The sequence below is a fragment of the Lactiplantibacillus argentoratensis genome (assembly GCF_037290055.1).
Classification (GTDB): domain Bacteria; phylum Bacillota; class Bacilli; order Lactobacillales; family Lactobacillaceae; genus Lactiplantibacillus; species Lactiplantibacillus plantarum.
Genome location: NZ_CP147647.1, coordinates 2426806 through 2449124 on the forward strand (window position 1 = coordinate 2426806; position 22319 = coordinate 2449124).

Annotated in this window: 17 protein-coding genes; 3 read left to right on the top strand and 14 right to left on the bottom strand. The window is 46.5% G+C overall.

Annotated features, from left to right (window positions below; genetic code table 11):
- Positions 1-21: 21 nt before the first annotated feature.
- From V7R88_RS11700 to V7R88_RS11745, 10 genes are all read right to left on the bottom strand, one after another.
- Positions 22-576 (bottom strand): TetR/AcrR family transcriptional regulator, encoded by a 555-nt coding sequence (locus tag V7R88_RS11700; protein ID WP_015825875.1) that lies wholly within the window; start codon positions 574-576, stop codon positions 22-24.
- Positions 577-673: 97 nt separating this feature from the next.
- Complete coding sequence (locus V7R88_RS11705; protein WP_003642181.1) at positions 674-1003, bottom strand: ArsR/SmtB family transcription factor; 330 nt, start codon at positions 1001-1003, stop codon at positions 674-676.
- A 498-nt stretch (positions 1004-1501) separates the two neighbouring features.
- Complete coding sequence (locus V7R88_RS11710) at positions 1502-2446, bottom strand: DNA/RNA non-specific endonuclease (RefSeq protein WP_057717524.1); 945 nt, start codon at positions 2444-2446, stop codon at positions 1502-1504.
- Positions 2447-2522: 76 nt separating this feature from the next.
- Complete coding sequence (locus V7R88_RS11715) at positions 2523-3068, bottom strand: GNAT family N-acetyltransferase (protein WP_003644856.1); 546 nt, start codon at positions 3066-3068, stop codon at positions 2523-2525.
- 261 nt (positions 3069-3329) lie between these two features.
- Complete coding sequence (locus V7R88_RS11720; protein WP_003642184.1) at positions 3330-3857, bottom strand: GNAT family N-acetyltransferase; 528 nt, start codon at positions 3855-3857, stop codon at positions 3330-3332.
- 76 nt (positions 3858-3933) lie between these two features.
- Entirely contained in the window at positions 3934-4764 is an 831-nt protein-coding gene (locus V7R88_RS11725; RefSeq protein ID WP_015825877.1) for a phosphotransferase, read from the bottom strand.
- Between the two features lie 467 nt (positions 4765-5231).
- Positions 5232-6437: a CPBP family intramembrane glutamic endopeptidase gene (locus V7R88_RS11730; RefSeq protein ID WP_057717525.1), complete on the bottom strand. Its 1206-nt coding sequence runs from the start codon at positions 6435-6437 to the stop codon at positions 5232-5234.
- A gap of 921 nt (positions 6438-7358) precedes the next feature.
- Positions 7359-8981 (bottom strand): ABC-F family ATP-binding cassette domain-containing protein, encoded by a 1623-nt coding sequence (locus V7R88_RS11735; protein ID WP_003644778.1) that lies wholly within the window; start codon positions 8979-8981, stop codon positions 7359-7361.
- A 312-nt stretch (positions 8982-9293) separates the two neighbouring features.
- Entirely contained in the window at positions 9294-10088 is a 795-nt protein-coding gene (locus V7R88_RS11740; protein WP_015380831.1) for a Cof-type HAD-IIB family hydrolase, read from the bottom strand.
- A gap of 86 nt (positions 10089-10174) precedes the next feature.
- A complete protein-coding gene (locus V7R88_RS11745) occupies positions 10175-12007 on the bottom strand; it encodes a DUF2207 domain-containing protein (protein WP_011101967.1) in 1833 nt (610 codons plus the stop codon).
- A 143-nt stretch (positions 12008-12150) separates the two neighbouring features.
- Here V7R88_RS11745 and V7R88_RS11750 point away from each other — a divergent pair, with 143 nt between their 5' ends.
- Positions 12151-14658 carry an excinuclease ABC subunit UvrA gene (locus tag V7R88_RS11750; RefSeq protein WP_003644861.1) on the top strand — a complete coding sequence of 836 codons (2508 nt, stop codon included), beginning with the start codon at positions 12151-12153 and terminating at the stop codon, positions 14656-14658.
- Between the two features lie 307 nt (positions 14659-14965).
- On the opposite strand, the gene V7R88_RS11755 is transcribed toward V7R88_RS11750, so the two are convergent.
- Positions 14966-16180: an MFS transporter gene (locus tag V7R88_RS11755; RefSeq protein WP_338816255.1), complete on the bottom strand. Its 1215-nt coding sequence runs from the start codon at positions 16178-16180 to the stop codon at positions 14966-14968.
- A 99-nt stretch (positions 16181-16279) separates the two neighbouring features.
- Here V7R88_RS11755 and V7R88_RS11760 point away from each other — a divergent pair, with 99 nt between their 5' ends.
- Positions 16280-17191 (top strand): helix-turn-helix domain-containing protein, encoded by a 912-nt coding sequence (locus tag V7R88_RS11760; protein WP_011101970.1) that lies wholly within the window; start codon positions 16280-16282, stop codon positions 17189-17191.
- Positions 17192-17470: 279 nt separating this feature from the next.
- Here the strand turns inward: V7R88_RS11760 and V7R88_RS11765 are convergent, their stop codons facing one another.
- The 3 genes from V7R88_RS11765 to V7R88_RS11775 all read right to left on the bottom strand — a co-directional run bounded on the left by V7R88_RS11765 (position 17471) and on the right by V7R88_RS11775 (position 21081).
- Positions 17471-18856, bottom strand: coding sequence for an MFS transporter (locus V7R88_RS11765; protein WP_080392693.1), 1386 nt, complete (start codon positions 18854-18856; stop codon positions 17471-17473).
- Positions 18829-20124 (bottom strand): alkaline phosphatase family protein, encoded by a 1296-nt coding sequence (locus V7R88_RS11770; protein ID WP_057717047.1) that lies wholly within the window; start codon positions 20122-20124, stop codon positions 18829-18831. The genes V7R88_RS11765 and V7R88_RS11770 overlap by 28 nt, the downstream gene beginning before the upstream one ends.
- A gap of 126 nt (positions 20125-20250) precedes the next feature.
- Positions 20251-21081 (bottom strand): alpha/beta hydrolase, encoded by an 831-nt coding sequence (locus V7R88_RS11775; RefSeq protein ID WP_057717048.1) that lies wholly within the window; start codon positions 21079-21081, stop codon positions 20251-20253.
- Between the two features lie 176 nt (positions 21082-21257).
- On the opposite strand from V7R88_RS11775, the gene V7R88_RS11780 reads away from it, so the two are divergent.
- Complete coding sequence (locus tag V7R88_RS11780) at positions 21258-21977, top strand: UTRA domain-containing protein (RefSeq protein WP_054398264.1); 720 nt, start codon at positions 21258-21260, stop codon at positions 21975-21977.
- The last annotated feature ends 342 nt before the right edge of the window (positions 21978-22319 follow it).

The following is a 22319-nucleotide window of genomic DNA, read 5'->3' on the forward strand; positions in this document are numbered from 1 at the left end:
CTGAAACCTTCCTTCAAATAATTAAACTGTATGTTGCTCAAGTGAAAACACCGTCGCAAGCGTCCCCTGAATCATCGCCTGCGTGCTGGCCGCCTGACCATCACGATGACCGTTATTGAGCCACTGGACAATACTTGTGACGACCCCACTGACTAAGTACGCCGTCAAATCGGGATGCTGCGACTGGCGAATCATCGCAAAAACCCGATCATCCGCACCCGTCTCGGCGACCGTGACAAAACAGTCATTGATCACTTGTTGAGAACGGGTATTGTCACCCTCATTGTTCGTCACTAATAAATGTCGTAAAACTTGCGTGTGCGCCCCGATAAACGTCGACATAATTGCCGAACCAACCGTATCAGTTCGCTCAGCAGCCAATAGTTCATCTAACGTGTGCATCACCATCTGCCTGAGCAAATCAAATTTATCCGTATAATAACGATAAAAACTACTGCGATGTATAAATGCTTGCTTACAGATCTGCTCAACCGTAATTTGTGAGATTGAACGTTGCTCCAACAATTGGTACATCGCCCGCTGTAAATCCAGCTCCGTACGAATTGAAATTACCATCACCCCGTTTTTGAATTCTTATATTCGAATAGAAGAATATAGTTGCCATAAAAACACCGCTGCATCCCCGTGCAACGATTGCTGGTGTTCATGCAGTTTAGTGCAAGTACGGTTTCAATTCCAAGTCCGCCTTAAGCGTGTGAATCAAATGCTCAACTTGCGTTAGTGGCGCGTCAAACGTCACCCGATAATAGTTACGGGTCCCCTGATGTTCAACTGCGACAAAGTGTCGTTCCTTTAACGTCTTCAATTGATGCGAAACGGCCGGTTGCGAAATATGCATCCGTTCAGTTAATTCACCAACAGTCATGCCCTGCGCGTGTTGCGAAAGTTCAATCATGATTTGTTGACGCCGTTCATCGGCTAAGACTTCAAAGATCGGAATTGTTTCTCGAAATTCTTGCAGTGCTTCTTCACTACTGACCATGCGATTAGCCTCCTATATTCTTATATTCTAATGTTCGAATGTATCAATGATAAAACTTTTTGAATCCGTTTGCAACACCTAAATTCACTTTGTCGATAAACGCGACAAATTATTATTTTTGTCGCATTTGACGCAAAAAAAAAGACGCCTGACCACGCAGTCAGACGTCTCCAAGGGTAATTAGTACTAGCAATCAAAACGATTGATAGCAACGTCCGGTTGGGAGCCGGAGCCGTTGTATGGAAAATCATAGGTGTTTGGGAAGGCCCCATGATCTAAGACATCGCGTTACTTGTTAATAATGACAGAAACATCAGCAAATTAACGGCGGTTAAGTAACTCGAATAACTACAGTATAATCGCTCAGTGAAACTTTGCTAGTCCTACTTTGAACCTTTTGTCGTAAAACAGGACATTTAGATTAAATTGTTGTATGAAACAACGACGTTTAACAGCCGACCGTGCCCATTATGCTGACCTAGATGACTGTCTTGCCGTTTAATTCAACGCCTTCTTCACATATTTGTAACCATACTTAACCAACTCGCGCTCGACTTGCTTACTAGTGGTCGTCGATTGAGACGAGCGACTCGTACTTGTATTCTGACTACTGCTGACTTTATCAGCCCCAGCAACCTGCATCGCCGAGTCCGCTTTCCCACGACCAGTAGCATAGTCGAAGCTAACGCCAGGCTCAACGTTCCAAATATAGACGTTGAAATTGACACTGCCATCGGTTGAGACTGCTTGCGACCAGTAACCACGAGGCATCAATTCGTTGCCACGGAAAACCGTCGTCACACGATAAATGACTTTTTTACCTTGTTCTAACGCCGTACGCACTTGATCTTCATAAATCTGCATCGTTTTTTGATTCGAGTAGGCCGTCTGAGTTGCCAAGTTTTTCGGATTATCTAAGCTACCATCTTCACCAGCGCGATACTGCCCATTAGACGTCAAGTTAAAGGATAACGTGTAAGCAATCAAGTGCCCGCGATTTTGCGGATAGACCCGCTTACCATTAACGGTAATCGGTTGATTATGCCAGCCAGTTGGGCTCCACGTTTGCGCCGTCCGTCCTTCAGACCGTCCTAAATTGGCCTTGCTCAAGTAAGCCGTGTCCGTGGTTGTCCGATTCAATGAATCTAAATTACCGTAATCAATCTTGGAATTTTTCCACTGACTCGCTGCCAGCGTACTCTTACCGCTATTAACTTTGATGGCCGCAGCACTGCCCGATTGATAAGTCATTTTTGCCAGTTGTTTGTAAGTTTGTTGTGTATTACCAGTCGTACTGGTCGTTTGATTACGACTGGATTCAGACTGCTGACTAGTCGTCGAACTCGTCGTATCCGTACCAGACGTTAACAAGCTACAACCACCCAACAGTAAGCTCAAACTCAAGAGACCCGCTATGCCAACGCGTCGCATTAATTTCACCATGATTCTCTTCCACCCCGTCTTTTTTAAGTACGGTTCTATCATACCGTACTTTCACAAGGGGAACAAACGTTTTCTTTTAATCTTTTTGTACTTGCCAGTCATTCCTTATAATCCCATACTTGACCGAGTCATAATACTGCCCTTGCCAATAACGAACTTGTGGAATCCGAGCCTCCTGCTTTAATCCCACGGCTTCCGCTAACCGCATCATCCGCGTATTCCCCGACCACGTTGTCAATCCAATGTGCGGCAAAGTCGTCTCCTCTTGGAATAAGTGGGTCAACCATTTAGTCAACGCGGTGCGCCCAATATGCTCACCCCAATGCTCCTGATTATAGATAATGATGCCTACCTCTAACCAGCGTTTGAGGGAACCATCCACAAAGTGCCAATTAACACTGCCGACAATCACACCATCCCGTGTGATGACCCAGTTACGCGGTCGAATCAACCAATCACGGGGGCCAATAATTGTCTCAAAGTCTGTTTGAGTCGGTAGTTGGTCATGAAAATACGGTCCATTCCAGCGCATCCACTCCGCATTTGGATCACTAAAACCTAGTTGCCATAGCGTCGTTAATTCTGCGCGCTGAAGCGGTCGAATTGTAATTGTTGCCGTCATTTGATCACGCCCTCTCAATTCATAGGTCTACTCTATCGAAAAACCACCCTAACAACAATCACATTCGTGGACATATAAACTTACATTAAACGGCCCCTTTTCCAGCGAACCGAAGCTGGCCGTCCTTGACTTTAGCTCACTTAGGGACAACGACAGCTAAAAAACCACCATTCTGGCTGAAAGAATGGTGGTCATAAGTCTTAAGCGTGTGTTGCAAGCTGTCGCAACAATTTTAGTATAGCTGCTGAAACGCGTTTCAGGTCAAGCACTAAGTTGGCGCCAGGTTGCTTTGGTCAGTAAGTACCGCATGACGTGGATCACTTCACCTTTATCACTGGTAAACGTGTGCAGTTCTCCAGCCGCTTGCATGCCCATCTTAGCCATCACTCGGCCAGAATTAGGGTTGGCACTCGCATAGTGAGCCTCGATGGTCTCATAGTTCAGCGTTTCAAACCCATAATGCATCAAACAATTGCCGGCTTCCGCAACATAACCGTGCCCCCACGCAGCTGGGCTTAAAGCGTACGTCAATTCACCAGTCGCACCACTACCATGAAACTCATAAAACCCAATCAGTTGATGATCACGGCGACGTTCAATGCCAAAAACAGTGGTCGTGTCTGCCAAAAAGTGCGTCGTAAACAGTTGCTCGAACGCGGCCGGACTCTGAACCCGGCGGTAACGTAAATAAGCGACAACCTGCGGATCAAAAATCATGTCCGCTAACGCATCATGATCCGCCGCTGTCATTGGTCGTAATATCAACCGTTCCGTTTCAAACTGAGTCAAATTGCCATCCCCAAATTATTATTGATTCGTTAATTATAATAATCTACTGGCAAATGTAAATTATTTCGTTCCACTCTCAATGATTTGGCAAAGTCACCTGTGCCAGCATCGCAGTTCCTACCGCTTCAAATCGGGGGTCAGTAATCTGATTAACGTACGTAAATATCCCAGTACTACATTGTAACAGTAACCACTGTGTCACTAATGGTGGTATTTGTAAGTCTGTCCCATAACCAGCCCAAAAAGCTTGAATCAACGTTGCAGATTGTTGAAGATCTTCAAAAAAGAATTTCAAACAGTCCTCGAGGGCGTACCCGTGACGGGCTCGTTCAAAATCAATCAGAACAAGCTGACCATGATGGTAGCGAAAGTTACGAGTACCCATGTCCCCATGCAGTGTCATGACTGGTTGCGGTGCTAGTGCGGTTATAATCATCGTCCGGTGGTCGAGAAAGTATGGTAATAAGGACACCAGCGCGTCGTAATGGGGACTAGTCTTTAACCGCTCAACCCGGGCGGCCATCCCATCGAAATCCAGTACCGGCATCAGGTCTGCGGTTGTTGGAAGTTGAATTGCGTGGTGAAATCTGGAGACTACCTGACCCATTTGGTAAACGAGCGCTGGAGTCAAAGTTGTCGGTACAGGAGTTAGTTGCCAATCTCGCAACACCAACACCCACTCGCGACTTGCTAATTGAAAACTGGCTAAGACCCGGTCTGTGAGTTGCGCTGTCACTTGCTGCTCAGTTCTAAATTTACGTTCGTGATTCGGACTGAAAACTTTAACAAAAACTACGGTGTCATAGCGGCGACTATAGCCGGTATACATCTCATTAAATGAAACATGCGCAATCGGAATCAAGTCTGCCTGTAATAACCGTGTTAACGTTTTATGCAGCGTTCTCATTTCGTCCTCCTAAATCCAATTCTCGCAAATTTTAACCACAATAAAAGGGCCGGTAACCAACCGTCCCTTTCTCTGATCGACTTGCAAACCCCAAGCTTGCCATTGTGTATGTGCCTCGTCATGGACCCAGCCCATCCCGAGAGGTATAAATGCTTGTCAAACGTTATGATTCAGCTAACTGAGCTACTTATCACTATCAATAATTGCTTATTAACAATGTCCTGACAAAGTAAATCGATCCGGCTCCCAACCTAAATCCGCTGACAAAGCGTATGTATTGCTTCATAACTTTGTCTTTAGTATAGCGAGCCAGCATTGCGTTTAGATAACACGAAGATTACAAAAATGTTACAACTGGTCTAAACCAACTAAAAGTTAGCCTGGTATTGCTTAATCGTCTCTGGCTACGGACACCCAGTTTATCTTTAACGAACAAAGTCACCCACTATGGCCTTAACAGTCGGCCTTTATTGAGCTAAAAGCCGTTGATTGACATGTGCTTGAATAACTTGTCGCCGAGAACCGGTCAAGAAATAAATCGTTATGCCAACAAAAATAATGACGGTAGCACCGATTGTTTGCCATTCGAACGCATCTGGCTTAACCATTGTCTGGCTACCTGATGCCATCATGCTCAAAATATCAATAGCAGCATGGATCACCATCGGCAACAAGATACTACCTGAGTATAGGTACGTCGAGGCTAAAAACCAGCCTAGTGTCGCTGCAAAAATGATTTGCTCAACCGTGGCTGACAAGGGTTGGCCCGCAAAAACGTTTGTAATATGCCACATTCCAAATAGGCCACCGCTTAGCCACACTGCCCAGTCGATCTGGTAACGCCGATGCCGAAAAGCTTGTAATAACAAGGTTAAAACGGCAAAACGATACAACCATTCCTCCGCGATTCCCGGTTCTAACCCACTCAAAAACATTTTCCAAGTCGCTGACCGTAGCTGGAAGTCCCAATGTGTGAACGTTGTCGCCCATGAACCACCCGCACTAAAGGCATTCCATAGACTAAAAGCCGTTCCCACCACGATCAGCCCAACCACTAAACTAGTTTGGGCCTGACGATTAAACCGCCACGATGGGCCCGTCAATCCCCATCCCCGCAGTAAGACCCCAACAGCAATCACAAAGCCCAGGGCGCCTAAAATACCAGTATCACTGACCATCTCGAATACTGATGGTGCTTGCAGATTCGGTAAAATCAAAAAAGTCTGCTGCGCACTGACGACACCACTAAAAATAGCCGTAATTAGAACCGCAATCCGGCCAATCACAGATTCGATCGGTTTAGTGACCACCACTGCCACCGGTACGAATGCGACCATTAAATAAGCCATCCCCACAGCAATCAATCCCTGCTCGTCTAACCATGACAGCTGACTTAACCAAGCCACGAGGATTGCCAGTAAAATCGGCAAGAGTGTGAACTGCAGTACTGTTTGGACATAATAATTAACATGTCGCAAACGCCGCCACTGTGCTTGGTCCTCCTCGGCAGCTGGCCACCAGGCTAACAGTCCCCATATCAGCAACTGCATACCACCAACTGGGAAAAACACACCACCATCAAACGTAAATAGTTGAATAAAGGCCGCGCCAAATAACACGATGAGCTGTCCCATGTACCAGCGTCGTAATAATTGTTCGGTTTCCGGCGTCATAAAAAAATCCCCCAATCTGATATGCATTAATCATACCAGATTGGGGGACGCTCACACGTGATTTTGTTTAGATTTATATGGTTCAGCGACACATTGTACTAGTTAATTTGTCATAAATCCTGATTAAAACGTGCTGATTAGGTAGTTTGTTGTTCGTCAGCACGTGCGCGTCCTATTCCGACCTCCGGGGCTGAGTGACAATTGCTGGAACGTAAGCCGACATCGATTTGAGCCCGTGCACAACCCGCCCGGTCTCAAATACGAGTCTTATTCTAAGCCGGAAGAAATTCACTTCCGACTAAGAATAATTTGGCTACTGAGCATTGTCACCCAGCCCCTCCGGTCGGTAAGCCGCTCGAATGGCTGATGAACGGCCACTTAACTTGGTACAATTGGTCGTCGACTATTTTGATAATAGAACTTTAAACGAGACGTTAGGACTACCTTAACCACTTTGTTGAAACGTTCGATTATTACTGTGGTGATTCCGAAATAGTGAGTTATCTCAATATCACTTTCAGTCTGACAGTTGATTGACAAAATTACCGTTTATGAAAAGCAACGACAAATTCATCAAAAGTTAGGTACATCTTCGTCCGCCATTCGAATACTGTCCCGACTGGAAGGCATTTCGGCCAATGCTCAGCGGTGAAATTCCACTTAGCAAGCGTCCTTGGCTTGGTTAGTGGAAGACCAGTATTTAAGACGTGGGTTGCGGCTTAAATCTGTGTCCACCGCGTTCCAGCAATTGGCAGAAATGCCTGGAAGTCGGCGTAGGACGCACTAACTAAGCAAGTTTACGCTAACTCGAACTGTTTCCAGCGGGCCCAAGCTGGCTGCTTTTGACAATAACTGTTTGGCACGCTTCAATCATGATTCATCCCGAACAGTAACTAGCACAACGCGTGGTTCAGCAACTAACTAATAAAGATCTTGCACCCGGCCCTGTGTTGCTTCATGGGCCAAGTATTCATCATAAGTCGTATCACCACGATCAACAACGCCTTTCGCACTCACTTCGACAATGTGGTCGGCAATCGTTTGAATAAATTCATGGTCATGAGAAGTAAAGACGATGGCGCCTTTGAAATCAATCAGACTATCATTCAGTGCGGTAATGGATTCCAGGTCCAAATGGTTGGTCGGATCATCTAATAATAAGACGTTAGCCCGACTAAGCATCATCTTTGATAACATTCCCCGTACTTTTTCACCACCAGATAGCACGTTCACTGGTCGTTCAACATCGCTACCAGAGAACAACATTTTACCCAGGAAACCTCGCAAAAAAGTATTGTCACTTTCTTCTTTCGATGCAAACTGGCGTAACCAATCAATAATTGGCAATTCACTACCCGCGTATTCTTCATTAATATCTTTAGGCAAATAAGTCCGCGAAGTCGTTTGTCCCCAGGTCACCGTGCCACTATCTGGTGCCATCGACCCAGCAATAATTTGCATCAGTGTTGTCGTTGCCAAATCGTTGCGGCTGATTAACGCCGTTTTTTCATTGGGACGGAGCGTGAAGCTAATGTTATCAAGAATCTTAACGCCTTCAATCGACTTGGAGACATTCTCGACCTTCACAAGGTCATTACCGATTTCACGGTCTGGCGTGAACTTAATGAACGGATATTTACGTGATGATGGTTTGATATCATCCAACGTAATTTTCTCCAATTGTTTCTTCCGTGAGGTGGCTTGCTTAGATTTCGAAGCATTGGCACTGAATCGCGCCACGAATTCTTGCAACTCTTTAATTTGGTCAGCTTTCTTGGCATTGGCATTCGCTTGCAACTTGGCCGCTAACTGGCTAGATTCCATCCAAAAATCATAATTCCCAACAAATAGTGTGATCTTGCCAAAGTCGACATCACACATGTGGGTACAAACTTGATTTAGAAAATGCCGGTCATGAGAAACGACAATGACTGTCTTTTCGTAACCAGCCAAAAAGTCTTCCAACCAGCTAATTGATTGGACGTCCAACCCGTTCGTCGGTTCATCCAGTAATAGCACGTCGGGGCTTCCAAACAGCGCTTGACCTAATAAGACTTTCACCTTTTGCGGTTCAGTTAACTCGCTCATCTTCAAGTGTTGCATTGATTCATCGATACCAAGGTTTTGTAACAACTGGTCCGCTTCCGACTCCGCGTTCCAGCCATCCATTTCGGCAAATTCGCCTTCTAATTCAGCGGCCCGAATCCCATCTTCATCGCTAAAATCAGGTTTGGCATACAACGCATCTTTTTCAGTCATGATTTCATATAACTTTTCGTGACCACGAATAACAGTTGCTAACACTTCTTCATCTTCGAAAGCAAAGTGATTTTGATTCAAGCTAGACATCCGCTCGTTAGGCCCCATCGAGACCGTCCCAGTAGTCGGTTGTAATTTACCTTCCAAGATTTTTAAGAACGTCGACTTACCAGCACCATTGGCACCAATAACGCCGTAGCAGTTTCCCGGCGTGAATTTTAAATTGACATCTTCATAAAGCTTACGTGTTGAAAACTGCATACTAACATTATTTACGGTGAGCATTCCATTACCTCTTCTTTTTTAAAGTGAAATTGTCCGATAGAAAAGAGGTCGGAATTAAACAAACCTTCCAGACCTCTGTGTCGTTAATTATATAACTTTAATTTTAGCATGCTTTCAGCTCGTTTGGCAATCAAAACCATACGTGATTTTCTGAAAGCATCTCATCATTTTCATAAACAATCCAAATTAACCCCACCCGTAAACACCAGTTTTAACCATGTCTAGTGAACAGGCTTGCGCGACCAAAGCCCCGTCTGACGATCATCACGCACACCAAGTAACCCAAGTTAGCAAAATACTGGTCTCACAAAGTTAACTCAAAATATGTTGTTCAATATAATCCAATACACCATTGTCCACATTGGTACCTGTCACCGCTGTCGCATTGGCTTGGACATTTTCAGGCGCGTTTTGCATGGCAACCGCATGGGTCGCATAGTGAAACATCTCAAGATCATTGGTGCCGTCGCCAAAAACTAACATCTCATCCGGCAGAATACCCAACTGTTCACCAAGCTGTTTGAGGGCGCGGCCTTTGTGCATTCCCGGCTGAATCAAGTCCATACTGCCCTGACCACCTGAAGCGGGTACGGCAATGCCAGCGAGCTTAGGGGTAAGTTCATATACTAACTGGTCCGTCATTGCCGCGGGACAAATAACGTCGAACTTCACAACCGGATCAGTAACTGTGGTTAAATCCGCACATGTCTCTAATTGGTAATAGTAGTCACGCATATTAGCTACAAACTGCGGGTTCGCGTGCGCCAACACATGGACCGTTTGGGTGCCACACAATGCCACTTGTAATTCAGGATACGGTGCCAGGGCCGCTAACACTTGCTGAGTCGCTTGGGGACTGAACGTCGCGGCTTTGAGTCCCGCTTCTCGTTGCCACAGTTCTGCGCCGTTACCACCAATCAACCACATTTCAGGGTAAGCACTAAAGGTCGTGGCTAGTTCCGCCGCTTGGTGACCACTGGCAATCACAAACTGAATACCGCGCCGCTGTAGCGCCGCATAGTCGTTGGCAAACCGCTCCTGGTCATAATCACCATGATCATTTAAAAACGTCCCATCCATATCCGTTGCTATTAATTTAATCGTCATTACTAATCATCCATTTCATGTAAGCCTTTTCTACCCCTCAGCCTACCGATTATGCCCGCAAAGTACAAGTCTTTTCTGATACTTTGTTAGAAGGCACCACCACCGGAGCCACCGCCAAAGCCACCAGAACTACCGCCGGAGAAGCCGCCTGAACCACCCGACGCCGAACTAGCGCTTCCAGAGGCATCTAAGGCGCCACTAAAACTATCGTTGATTGCACCGGACAAATCGAAGTCCAGCCCACCATTCGCATAGAAGAGTGGGTAATACACGAGCATCCCCGTAGCCAATGCTTCCGTACCAAAATCAATCGCCAATTGCTTAGTCACTTGATTGGCTAGTCCAAAAGCCGCGGCGTATGGCAAGATTTGTTCCCACAAAATCAAATCACCGACTTGGGCCGTATTAAAGTGCCCAATATCCTTAAGCATGCGGCGTAGTCCATTGATTTGATTACGTAATTCCAAGCCTGCGTCAGTATTGATGGCAATCCGCCGCCTTTGAATTATCCAGCCGATCCAGAAAGCCACCGCGGCCACTACCGCTGGAATCACCATCAGGGTCACGACCTTCGGACTAACTAATAACCCAGCACCCGTGGCAATCATCCCCATAACACTCACGACAACTGCTGCCATCAGCCATTGATTACGAAGCCGATAATTAGTTTCGTCTTGATAGACCGCCACGTCTTGGTCTACTTCGGTCTGCCAGCGGCTAAACCATTTGCCCAACCGACCAGCTTTATCACGCTTCCCGTATTTTTTGAGATCCGTTAACATGAACTGCCCGTCAACCGCGATTTTATCAAAACAGTGAGCCAAAAATGAGTTAGTCACTGGTTTCAATTGCGTTAACCGCACATCCGGTTTTCGGTGACCCGCAACCGTTTCAATCGTTATTTCGTGATTAGCTGCTGCTCGCAAAATTTCAGCCGTTAAAGCATCCGTATTCGGCGACCGCTGTGCCCACAATGACTCAGCAACTGCTGGTGTTACTGGTGGCACGTCAAATGAATGATTGATGGGAATCGGCTGCTGATGTGGCTTAGCCGGATGACGAGCCAGCCACCAAAGATAGCCAATCATGACCAATAACCAACCAGCCACCGCGGCACCAAAGATAACGCGACGCAGTAACTGATTACGTCGCCGTTTTTCATTAGCTTCCTGTGCCAACTTAGCTTCTTGTTTTTGGACCGTCGCTTTTCGCTTGGCAGTATTCGTCCGCGTATTCGTCGCCGTGACCGTGGTTGGAAATAGTAGGTGACTTTCAACGAATTGGTTCGCGGGATTATGTCCCAACGTCATCGTCACCCGGCCTGCCGCGCGCTCAACTTTTGTCTGACCACTCAACGGTCCGTGCGTCCAGGCTTGTAACGCGCTCACATTCTTGGCAGGTAACTGAATCACGATTTTGACATTATTCAGTGGTACATCCCAGCCACTACCAATCACTTTCCAATTCAGTTCGGCCGTGTCTGCATAGTTCGTTACGACCCCTTTAAGCCGATACCGATAGACAACCCGTAACTTATCATCTTCTTGAACTTGCCGGTAGAGCTTGACACGCATCCGGTCAGCATTTTGGGTCAACTGATACGTGTTGTTGGCCCCCGTTTCACTTGGCGCCGCCGTCACCGTGGTCCCACCATTCAGTTGCGTCGTGACCCCTTCCAACTGGGCCCCCTGAATACCTTTCAAATCTTGAACATTAAATACCCCGTGATAATCATCATCAAATTGATAAGTCATCGCTTGCGTTACATTCGCACTACCATCACGTTGAATGGCTACATTGACTTGATATTGGTCAATATCATAATCCGCAGCCGCGCGCATTGCTAAGCTAAACCACCAACAAAATCCTGCCAATAGTCCGAGCACGCTCAGCCAACTTAATCGTCGCTTCTTCGACATCTCACCATCGCCCCCTCCAATAATCGTTAGCCCTAGTTTATCATACTCCCCCGGCCGTGGGGCGCGAGATACTGCCACCGCTTTCTTAGGCAAAGCCGTCCTTTTGTTGTAGCATAGAAAGTGACACGAAAGGGGTTTTAGTCATGCCACAAACCACGTTACCGACTCACATTCAAGTGCGAGGCGCACACGTCAATAATTTAAAAAATATCGATATCGACATTCCACTCAACGAATTTGTTGCGATTACTGGTCGCAGTGGGTCCGGTAAGTCATCACTCGCAATGGGCGTCCTGTACGCTGAGGGGGCCCGCCGCTACTTAAACGCCCTATCAACCTTTACCCGCCGCCGAATCAATCAGGTCGGCAAAGCCAGTGTTGATTCAGTACAATACTTACCATCCGCATTAGCGCTACGCCAACGCCCCCAGGTTCCCGGCGTCCGTTCAACCGTCGGCACCATGTCTGAAAGCTTAAATATCTTAAGGCTAGCCTTCTCACGACTCAGCTCAGCAGTTTGCCCCAATGGTCACCGCATGCCACCAACGCTTGATGTGGCTGAAAATGATGGTTACGTCACCTGTCCGACTTGTGGCGCCAAATTCAGAGCGCCTGGCGCCGAAGATTTCGCCTTCAATTCAGGTGGGGCCTGTCCGACTTGCGGTGGCCTAGGCCAAGTTCGCCAAATTGACCCGGCACTCATTATTGCGGATGAAAATCAAACTATCGAAGAAGGGGCCGTTGCTTCTTGGCACCTACCTGGACGTAACTTTATGCCGATCGTTGCGCGCGAAATTGGGATTCCCATCGACATTCCATATAAAGACCTTAGTGAAGCCGATAAAACACGCGTATTACATGGTCCTAAGCAAACCGTTGCCATCAACATTCCAAGCGCTAAAGGTAAAATCTTTCACATGGACAACGCTGTCTACGAGAACGCCTTTGCCGCCGTTGAAGATAGTATGGCGACGACCAAAAATGAACGGGCAATTACTCGGCTGAATCGCTTTTACAAGTTTGATACTTGTCCAGATTGTCACGGATCACGCTTCAATCCTCAGTTGTTTAACTACGAATTAAATGGTCAAAACATTGCGACGGTTAGTGATATGACTGTCGCCGCCTTGCATGATTTTGCGGCCACGATTGTCCCGTGGCTACCTACTAAGATGCATCATCTTGGACAATCCCTTGTTGATGAATTGCTACTCAGCCTGCAACCCATGGAAGAACTTGGACTCGACTACCTCACACTCAGTCGCCCCGGCGCGACCCTGTCAACTGGTGAATTACAACGCATTCAGCTCGGACGCACTTTGCGTAGCGCCACGACTGGCGTGTTATATGTCCTTGATGAGCCTTCCGTTGGACTTCATCCAGCTAACGTGGCGGGCCTAATCAAAGCTTTCCGCGGGCTAGTCGCCCAAGGAAATTCCGTCGTGGTGGTTGACCACGACACTAGTATTATCAGTGCAGCTGATGATGTTATTGAGATTGGTCCGGGGGCTGGTAAGCACGGCGGTACCGTTGTCGGACAAGGCACTGTCGCAGCCATCAAGCAGGACAAAGAGTCCTTAATTGCGCCATTTCTCACCGGTACTGCCACGCTGCGTGAACGCCCCGTATTAACCGACGATGCACTCTGGAAAAAGGGGGCCCTTGCTATTGAGGTGGCTCATCACTTTAACATCCAAGACATTACGGCGCGCATTCCCAAAAACCGTTTCACGACCGTCACGGGTATGAGCGGCGCTGGTAAAACGACTCTGGTACTAGATAGTTTGATTCCAGCACTGATTGCCACAGCTAAAAAGCGACCACTCCCAACCCACGTTAAGGCCTTTGACAATGGTCACATTCGACACGTTGTTACCGTCGACTCAGTGCCCGTTGGTAAGAATGTACGGTCAACGGTCGCCACTTATACCAATATTCTCGACCATCTACGCCAATTATTCGCCGCCACCCCAGCAGCACAAGCAAACGGTTGGACCGCTAGCCAATTTTCATATAACGTCGCTGCGGGTGCTTGCCCAACTTGTGGTGGTACGGGCCAAATCTCCTTAGATGTGCAATACCTGCCAGACATCACCGAAGTCTGCCCCCAATGCCACGGCAAGCGCTACAATAAACAGACGCTGACCGTCAAATGGCATGGCTATTCGATTGCGGATATTTTAGATCTCGCGGTTGACGAGGCCCTACCAATTTTCAAAGCGCAATCCGCCATCGCTAATACACTCCAGATTCTGCATGATATGGGACTAGGCTACTTACTATTAGGTGAAAGTACGCCGGCACTCTCGGGTGGCGAAGCTCAGCGCCTGAAGCTCACCTCCCGCATTGGCAAACGCCAAACGGGAACGCTCTTTGTCTTCGATGAGCCTTCAGTCGGTTTGCACCCGCTCGACATTCAGCAACTCGTCAAAGTCTTTGACCAACTGATTCAGCAAGGGGCAACCGTCATTGCCATCGAACACGATCTCGACGTAATCGCCAACGCTGATTACGTTATCGATATGGGACCCGCGGGCGGTATCAACGGTGGTAACATTGTCGCCACCGGTACCCCATTAGCCGTTAGTCAAAATCCAACTAGTGTAACAGGGCAATATTTGAAGACGCATTTGGCCCTATTCCACGTTTAACCAATGAACTGATGACCGACCTCATTCATCACAACGGTCTTATCGAATATTTAATCAAAAAGCGTGTCTAACCCCCAGCTAGTCAACTTGCTAGGGGTTAGACACGCTTTTGTTATGCTGAGATAGTGCCAATGAAGCGGACGAAATTAACGTCCTTTTCCTTAATGTACCATTTCAGTTAGTCAGCCGTCCCAAGATCTCTTTTTGAGCACTGCATTTCACTAAATCCATTCGTAAGTCATCACAAAGCTGATAGCCACATCCTAACGCCAAATTGAAATATCAATAACAAAAGATTAACAATTAATCACTGCCGGTGCGCCATCACTGCCCAAATCAACGCCAGCGCACTAACACCAATCATCACCGAACACGCCGCCGTCGCACCAACCAAGTTATATAATAAAACGATGCCGACGCTACCAACAGGTGCCGCCAACGTCACAATCGAACTGATGGTACCAAAGACCGTTCCTGTTAAGTGCGTGTCAATTTGTGGCATCATGATGGCGAACATCTTCGGGTCCAGTTTGCCACTCATGAAGCCCACTGCAAACATGCCCCCAAGAATCAAGATTAGTTGTGGAACGACTAGCAAAATCACATAGGTCAGCATCGGCGCTAGAATCGCTGTCAGTAGCAATTGAAACAACGAGAGCCGATCAAACCAAGTATTTTTAGTAATGCCACCCAATACGCTTCCGGTAACAAAGACCACGTTGACCATTAAAATTGCGACCGAATAGCTCACGGGCATGCGGGATGCCAAGTCAATAAACATTAAGTTCAAAATCGCATCAATACTCATCGTTGCGACGTTTAAAATCATCAGAATACCCAGATAACTGACTGCGCCCATTCTAGTCGTCGTCAGCATCACTCGCTGAATCACGGGCCAGGCCTCAATATGTCGTGGTCGTCCAGCAACTTTGGGAGTCGACTGAATCGCTGAATGTCCGGCCAACAAGCAGCTAGCGGCCCCAATAAAAGTCATCGCATTCACTATTCCAGCTAACGCATAATCATGCCACTGGGCGATAATCAAGACCCCTAGTGTTTGACCCAGTGGCTCAACAAGTGTACTTACGCTCGCATTAAGCCCCATCACTTGTTGGTGATCGTCAGGCCCAATCCGGTCTTGAATAACAATTGTCAAAATACTGCCACCATATCGTCCTAGTAGATCCGAAATAAAATTAATCGCAACGACCACGTAGAAAACAACCACCGTTTGCTGAGTAATCACTTGGGCCAAGACGAGATATAACCCCGCTTGAACGACCTTAGTACCAATCAGCCAGTTAGTTTTTCGGCGCGTCTGATCAGCGAGTCGCCCCGTTAATCCCCCGAAAACGTACGGCACAACTGTCACCACCGAAACGATGGCAACAAACCAATGTGGATTTGGAAAATTCTTTGCGTACGTGAGTAAAATGATATTGAACAAACTCACCCCCAGCGTCGTAAAAAAATTTGCACTAGCAATCGTTTGGAGGGTCCGATTTTTTAATAAAGTCAGCATTAACCCATCTCCCATTAAGATAATGGACTTAGCTTACTCGTCATTACCGTGGTACAATCAGCAAGTAGGTTGCATATATGCCACATTAAGGAGTGCTAGATGACAAACATCGGAGAAACTATTCATCAGATTCGATTAAGTAAGGGCTTAACTCAACAAGAAGTGTATAGCGGTATTATCTCGCGCTCATTCGCCTCACGCTTTGAGAGTGGTGCCAACGATATTGGCGCCAGTAAACTCTTTGCAATTCTGGATAACTTAGCAATTTCAGCCGACGAGTTACGATTCATACACCAAAACTACCAGCCATCAGCATATGACCAGGCCCTTTGGACAATTCGTCACGCTTATGAAACGCTAAATTTTCCCGCCCTAGCCACTTGGATTCGCGAACATCGACACAGCCCCCATGCCTACGAACAACTCATCGCCAGTTATGCCAGCATCTTGATGCTATCCTATGACCATCGTTCAATCGGCATAACAACCACGACCCAGCCCGCTTTTGATCACCTGCGCCAAGCCAAGACTTGGACCCTGCAGGAACTAAAATTAGTGCCCGTTCTAATTCCAATTATTGCATCCATCGACGGCTTGGCCGCGCTAACACCACTGACAACCCGTATGGCCGCCAATTGTGCCAGTTATCAAACGGCTTGGGGCGATCCCTTTCACGTCAGCAACGACTTACTCGATTTTTATGGATCACTATTTCAAACTAAATTGAACTTTCATGATTTTCAATCCGCTCAAAATCTGAAAACCAAGTTCACTGCCATCGACAGTCACCAGTTAAACTGGGATGGGCGGTTGAGCCAACAATTCTGGCTTGGCATCTGGAATCTCTACTTTGGCGACTGGCAAATTGGCAACCAATTGCTTGATGAAGTCAGCGTCTTAGAAACACATCATCACCCCCGGATTGATAATACGTTATTTGCAATTCGTAACGTTCGTACTAAGCAAGCCCAGACTTATCGCCAATCGCATCAGTCTCACAAGCATCTTTAACACCGAAAGCCTGTTCTAGCCTGGCAATAAATTATGCCAGACTGGAACAGGCTTTTTCTTAATCACACATACTGATTAACTGGCCTAAGGCTTACTGATAGCTACGCCTTTCAGATTGTTATAATTAGCGCGTATTGTGTTGGTTTATCATTTATTATGTATTACAGCGGAATACGGAAATGAATTTATAACTCATGATGGTCTGAGCTTGAGCAACGTAAAAAGAACTTCTCCAAATTAGAAGAAGTTCTTTTTGCATGATATTAAACAAACCCTGGCTTAAACCGACTTTGTCTGGTTCAAATGCGGTAGAGCCAAGAAAATCACTAATCCAACAACAAATAAAATACTTAAAGAAGCAGCACCAATCGTTGACTTCCCCGTCATTTGGGTCACGATTCCAACTAGGACGGGGCCCATCACGGCTGAGAACTTACCGAGAATATTGTAAAAGCCGAAAAACTCACTCCCACTAGTCTTAGGAATCAAACGACCGAAGTACGAACGACTGAGCGCTTGAATCCCACCCTGACTGGTTCCAACTAGTATGGCTAAAATCCAAAAATCCGTCGTACTATTCAACCGCAACGCGTACAAGCAGATACCTAAATAAATAATAATGCCAAGCAAGATGCCCGTCCGGGTCGACGTTTTATTCGCTAACCACCCGTAAAGCAGTGAAAACGGAAACGCGACTAGCTGAACAACCAGCAAGACAATCATCAACGTGGTCGTCGTAATTCCCATATCCATCCCAATCGAAGTTGCCATTGTAAAGATCGTGTCGACTCCATCAATGTAGAAGAAGTACGCCACCAAGAACCACGCCGCAGCGCGATAATTCCGAATGTGTTTCAAAGTCGACCATACCCGTTGAAAACTTGAACGCACCGGATGCGCACTGGGTGCTAATGCGTACTTTTGGTGAACGTTTTTCAACAAAGGAATGTAAAAGATAATCCACCACGCAGCGGCTAAGACAAAACTCCACCGCGCGACCCCATAGCTTGATAATTGACCAAAACCACTGGTTAATTGTAAGACCAAGAATAAGATAAACGCCAAGACACCACCGAGATAGCCAAACCCATAACCATATGACGATAATCGATCCATCTGATTGTTTGGCGCCACGTCAGTCAGAAAACTGTCATAAAACAGATTACCACCGGAATAACCAATAATTGATAAAATATAAATACCTAATAGCCACTTCCAGGCACTAGTCGGGGCAACACTCAGCCCTAGCGTCATCACCATTCCGAGTATCGAAAAGATGTTGAGCATTCGTTTTTTGGCATGGGGATAATCTGCTAGTGCACCTAGGACGGGCGCCAAAATCGAAACTAGTAAGGTCCCAATACTATTGGCATAACCCCAGTAAGCCGTTGCATTGGCCGGTGTCACACCGCTACCTTGGGCAACTGCCTTAAAGTAAACGGGTAGCACCGCCGTTGTGACAATAATGCCATAGCCCGAGTTGGCCCAATCGTAAAAGATCCAACCCCACTGCTGTTTATTAAATTTCATTAAGTTACTTCGCGGGAACCTCTGATCGCAATCGGAGGCGGAACGAGCATTAACCACAATATTAGTGGTGCTGATGTCCGCCCGCTTTTCCTCTCTCTCTTTTTTGTCTAGTCTTTGAAAATACCATCGAGGCAATGTCCCGGCATGGGGCCATCGAAATTCAATCCGAGTAACCGCGCAAATGTCGGCGCTTCATCGACTAAGTTAGCCGTTTCAATCATCCCACCAGCTTTAACTGCTGGTCCATTGAATAACAGGGTCGTTTGATAGTCAGGCTTAGTCGGGTCATATCCATGAACCCCGTGGTAACGGTCTGGTTGGCCGAGTGTCGCTGGATGGACGGGTTCAACCACAGTTGGTCGTCGACTTTCATCAGTAAAATAATAGCCTTCCTGGGCTTCAACCATCAATACACAAGCGGGGTCGGCACCACGACGTGCAGCTGCCTCCCCAGTAATGATGGTCTCAACACCTTCCACCTGACTAACCAGGGCCTTCAATTCATCTAACTGGTCAAATTCCGGTCGCGTATAAATGTACGTTGAGCCGTCCGCCGTCTTCGCCATCACGGACCAGTCATCTTCAAACGTCTGATCTTGACGTGCGGTCAACCAGCCCTGCTGAGCGAATAACGTATTTAAATGAATCATGTGATCCACATTGATTTGATAGTGATCACCTAAAATAACAAAGTTGGTATCCGCAAACGTGCCCGCAGCTTTAGTCGCGTCAATCAACTGACCCACGTGCCGGTCTAGCCGGTGTAAAGCTGCCATAGCCTCATTGGATCGCACGCCATAGCGATGGCGCATACTATCCATGTCGACTAAGTGAATCATCGTTAGGTTCGGCTTCTTATTCGTTAACGTATCGACTGCACAAGCCGTGATGAATTCATCCAGTTGGGGCTGCTTAATCCCATTCCGAAGGTGCCCATACTTATGATTCATCGCGAGTAAGAAGAGCGGTGAACTCGCCTTCAACGAGACGAGAACTTGGTTCGTCCAAATGCGGTTAGGAAAGATCTCGGCAAGGTTATATGTAATCTTGCTACCAGCCGTCACTGGCCATAAAAAAGCCGCCGTTGTTAGCTTCTTTTGCCGTGCCAAATCATATAGTGTTGGTACTTGAACATCCTTTTGATACCAATACCAATCTGGTGAACGGCGTGTCGGTTGTAACTTAGTATTATTAACGATTCCATGCACACTGGGATACTGTCCCGTAATAATCGTGGTATGTGACGGATATGTCAGTGTTGGATAAATGCCCGTCACCGACTTGACCCAAGTACCACCGGTCATCAATCCACTCAGAACGGGTAATTCTGCTTGATGTTCGCGTAAATCACGAAATCCTAACGCATCTAAGGAAATAATGACCAAGTGTTGATTTGTTGCCATCTCAATCGCTCCTTCTTACTTAATAAGCTTATTCGTATTATTATACCGCAGAAAATTAATTGGTGTCAGGATCGTTGACAAAAAACGGGCGATCAGTGAAGCACGACTGATCGCCCAGATTTATTTTCAATAATTACCAGCTAACAATCCCTGTTCTTGTAACCACCGCAATGCTAATTGTGGCCATATTGCAGCCTGGTCATTCAAATACTTGTCCTTGCCAGGTTTTTGCGTCACATGATTGGCTAACGCTAACCCATGAATCCCACTACCAAATAAATGATACGCAGTTGCGACCTGATGTTGTAGCATGGCCTGCACATATTTTAACGAATTGATTGGCGGGACCAACTCATCCGTCGCCGTTTGCCAGACAAAAGCGGGTTTACTAGCTGGTGTGACTAGGCGCTGGGCTGCCCACAACCGGGCATCCGTGGTAATCTGATTACGCGCCGCCGAAGTCGTGGGAAACCCCGCTGTCAAATCAATGACTGGATAGCCTAAAATAATGGCAGCATGCTGACCTTGATAATGATCCAAATGATACCGTGTGCGCAATTCTGGTTGGGGCGCAACGCCATTATAAGTCGCAACCACGTGGCCGCCAGCCGAAAACCCGGCAAGAATAATCCGCTGACAATCAACATGGTGCGCGGACGCCTGGGTCGTAATCCAATCAATTGTTGCACCTAATTGCTGCAACGCCCAAGGATAGACGGACTGATCTCCCACAATTAATTGGTAATTCAAGACCACCGTATGCATTCCGGCGGCCATCATCCGGGTTGCAATTGGCGCTTCTTCCCGCCCAGAATGATAAGTAAAGCCACCTCCCGGGCAGATAATCATGATTGGATAATCAACAGCTGTTTCAAAATCACTAATTTGGTCTAACCAATACGCCGTGATCTGAAATGGGTGTGCCGCAGTATTTAATGTGCGCTGTTCAACTTGCATATGTTCCCCCTCCTACTCCCGTATTACCGACTTGATTTCGCTTTCATTATAGAAGGTCACATGATTACTTGTCAATTTTTATTCGAATAAATATTAATATTTATTCGCTTATTTACTCGCTAATAACTATTATTTGCTATAATTAAATTAATTATATGATGAGTGGGGGTATTCAAATGGGGAAACAAACATTCAGCGACATCTATCACGTTTTAAAGGACCGCATTCTCACGGGGCACTACAGCGTTAAGATGCGGTTACCAATTGAAGACGAGTTAATTACAGAATTTGATAGCAGTCGCTATGCTGTTCGTAAGGCAATCACACAATTAGCCAAAGACGGCCTAGTTTACAGCGTTAAGGGGCGCGGGGTGGTCTTATTGGAGCACACGCCGCAAACCCAGCAATTCAACCTGGCCTTAAATAATCTCAACGGTCTGCAGAGCCTCAACGCGGAGCGCCACCTCGATTATCAGACCGAGGTCGTGGCCTTTCAGCAACGAATCGTTGACCAGCCGCTTAGCACACATACCGCTTTTGAAGTGGGCATTCCAGTGTATGCCATTCAACGGGTTCGGATCGTCGACGGTATTCGGGCAGTGCTGGACATTAACTATTTTAACGCCCAGCGCACACCCACTCTGACTAAGACCATTGCCCAACACTCAATTTATCAACACTTCAAAAAAAATGGTCTGAAAATTGCTGTCGTTAAAAGAATGCTACGAGTCGAATCCGCCACCGAACTCGACAAAGCTCAGCTAGCGCTCGGTGATAATAATTGCGTCGGTAATATGATTAGCATCGCATTTAACGATGAAGGACGCCAGGTTGAATACACTGAATCCCACTTTATTCCGAACGAGTTTAACTTCAATGAATTAATTCGTAATTAAACCTTACCAACATTACTTAGCTGAATGGTCATCCGGACCATCCAGCTTTTTATTATGGTTACTTACTTTAGACCAATTCAGTCGGTCAATTAAATTTATCTGTGAATAAGTTTCAACATAAATTAAAAATATATTCGAATAAAAGTTGACTAATGTGCTGAATTATTTATAATAAATATCATAAATGCTAATGGGGGTTAGCATTTATACCACGTTTCACTAGTGGCGCATTTGGGGTCAAGAGATTAGGTCGGTCATGGAGTAGAGAGAATTGAGCGTCACTAGACCAATTTGGTTTAGTGACTTTTTTATGCAAAAAAACTGTTGATTCGCAAGATTAAA

What these genes read in the sequence shown, in the direction of transcription:
- V7R88_RS11700 (WP_015825875.1), bottom strand. Translation starts at nt 576, where the DNA reads ATGGTAATTTCAATTCGTACGGAGCTGGATTTACAGCGGGCGATGTAC.
- V7R88_RS11705 (WP_003642181.1), bottom strand. Translation starts at nt 1,003, where the DNA reads ATGGTCAGTAGTGAAGAAGCACTGCAAGAATTTCGAGAAACAATTCCG.
- V7R88_RS11710 (WP_057717524.1), bottom strand. Translation starts at nt 2,446, where the DNA reads ATGGTGAAATTAATGCGACGCGTTGGCATAGCGGGTCTCTTGAGTTTG.
- V7R88_RS11715 (WP_003644856.1), bottom strand. Translation starts at nt 3,068, where the DNA reads ATGACGGCAACAATTACAATTCGACCGCTTCAGCGCGCAGAATTAACG.
- V7R88_RS11725 (WP_015825877.1), bottom strand. Translation starts at nt 4,764, where the DNA reads ATGAGAACGCTGCATAAAACGTTAACACGGTTATTACAGGCAGACTTG.
- V7R88_RS11730 (WP_057717525.1), bottom strand. Translation starts at nt 6,437, where the DNA reads ATGACGCCGGAAACCGAACAATTATTACGACGCTGGTACATGGGACAG.
- V7R88_RS11735 (WP_003644778.1), bottom strand. Translation starts at nt 8,981, where the DNA reads ATGCTCACCGTAAATAATGTTAGTATGCAGTTTTCAACACGTAAGCTT.
- V7R88_RS11740 (WP_015380831.1), bottom strand. Translation starts at nt 10,088, where the DNA reads ATGACGATTAAATTAATAGCAACGGATATGGATGGGACGTTTTTAAAT.
- V7R88_RS11745 (WP_011101967.1), bottom strand. Translation starts at nt 12,007, where the DNA reads ATGTCGAAGAAGCGACGATTAAGTTGGCTGAGCGTGCTCGGACTATTG.
- V7R88_RS11750 (WP_003644861.1), top strand. Translation starts at nt 12,151, where the DNA reads ATGCCACAAACCACGTTACCGACTCACATTCAAGTGCGAGGCGCACAC.
- V7R88_RS11755 (WP_338816255.1), bottom strand. Translation starts at nt 16,180, where the DNA reads ATGCTGACTTTATTAAAAAATCGGACCCTCCAAACGATTGCTAGTGCA.
- V7R88_RS11760 (WP_011101970.1), top strand. Translation starts at nt 16,280, where the DNA reads ATGACAAACATCGGAGAAACTATTCATCAGATTCGATTAAGTAAGGGC.
- V7R88_RS11770 (WP_057717047.1), bottom strand. Translation starts at nt 20,124, where the DNA reads ATGGCAACAAATCAACACTTGGTCATTATTTCCTTAGATGCGTTAGGA.
- V7R88_RS11775 (WP_057717048.1), bottom strand. Translation starts at nt 21,081, where the DNA reads ATGCAAGTTGAACAGCGCACATTAAATACTGCGGCACACCCATTTCAG.
- V7R88_RS11780 (WP_054398264.1), top strand. Translation starts at nt 21,258, where the DNA reads ATGGGGAAACAAACATTCAGCGACATCTATCACGTTTTAAAGGACCGC.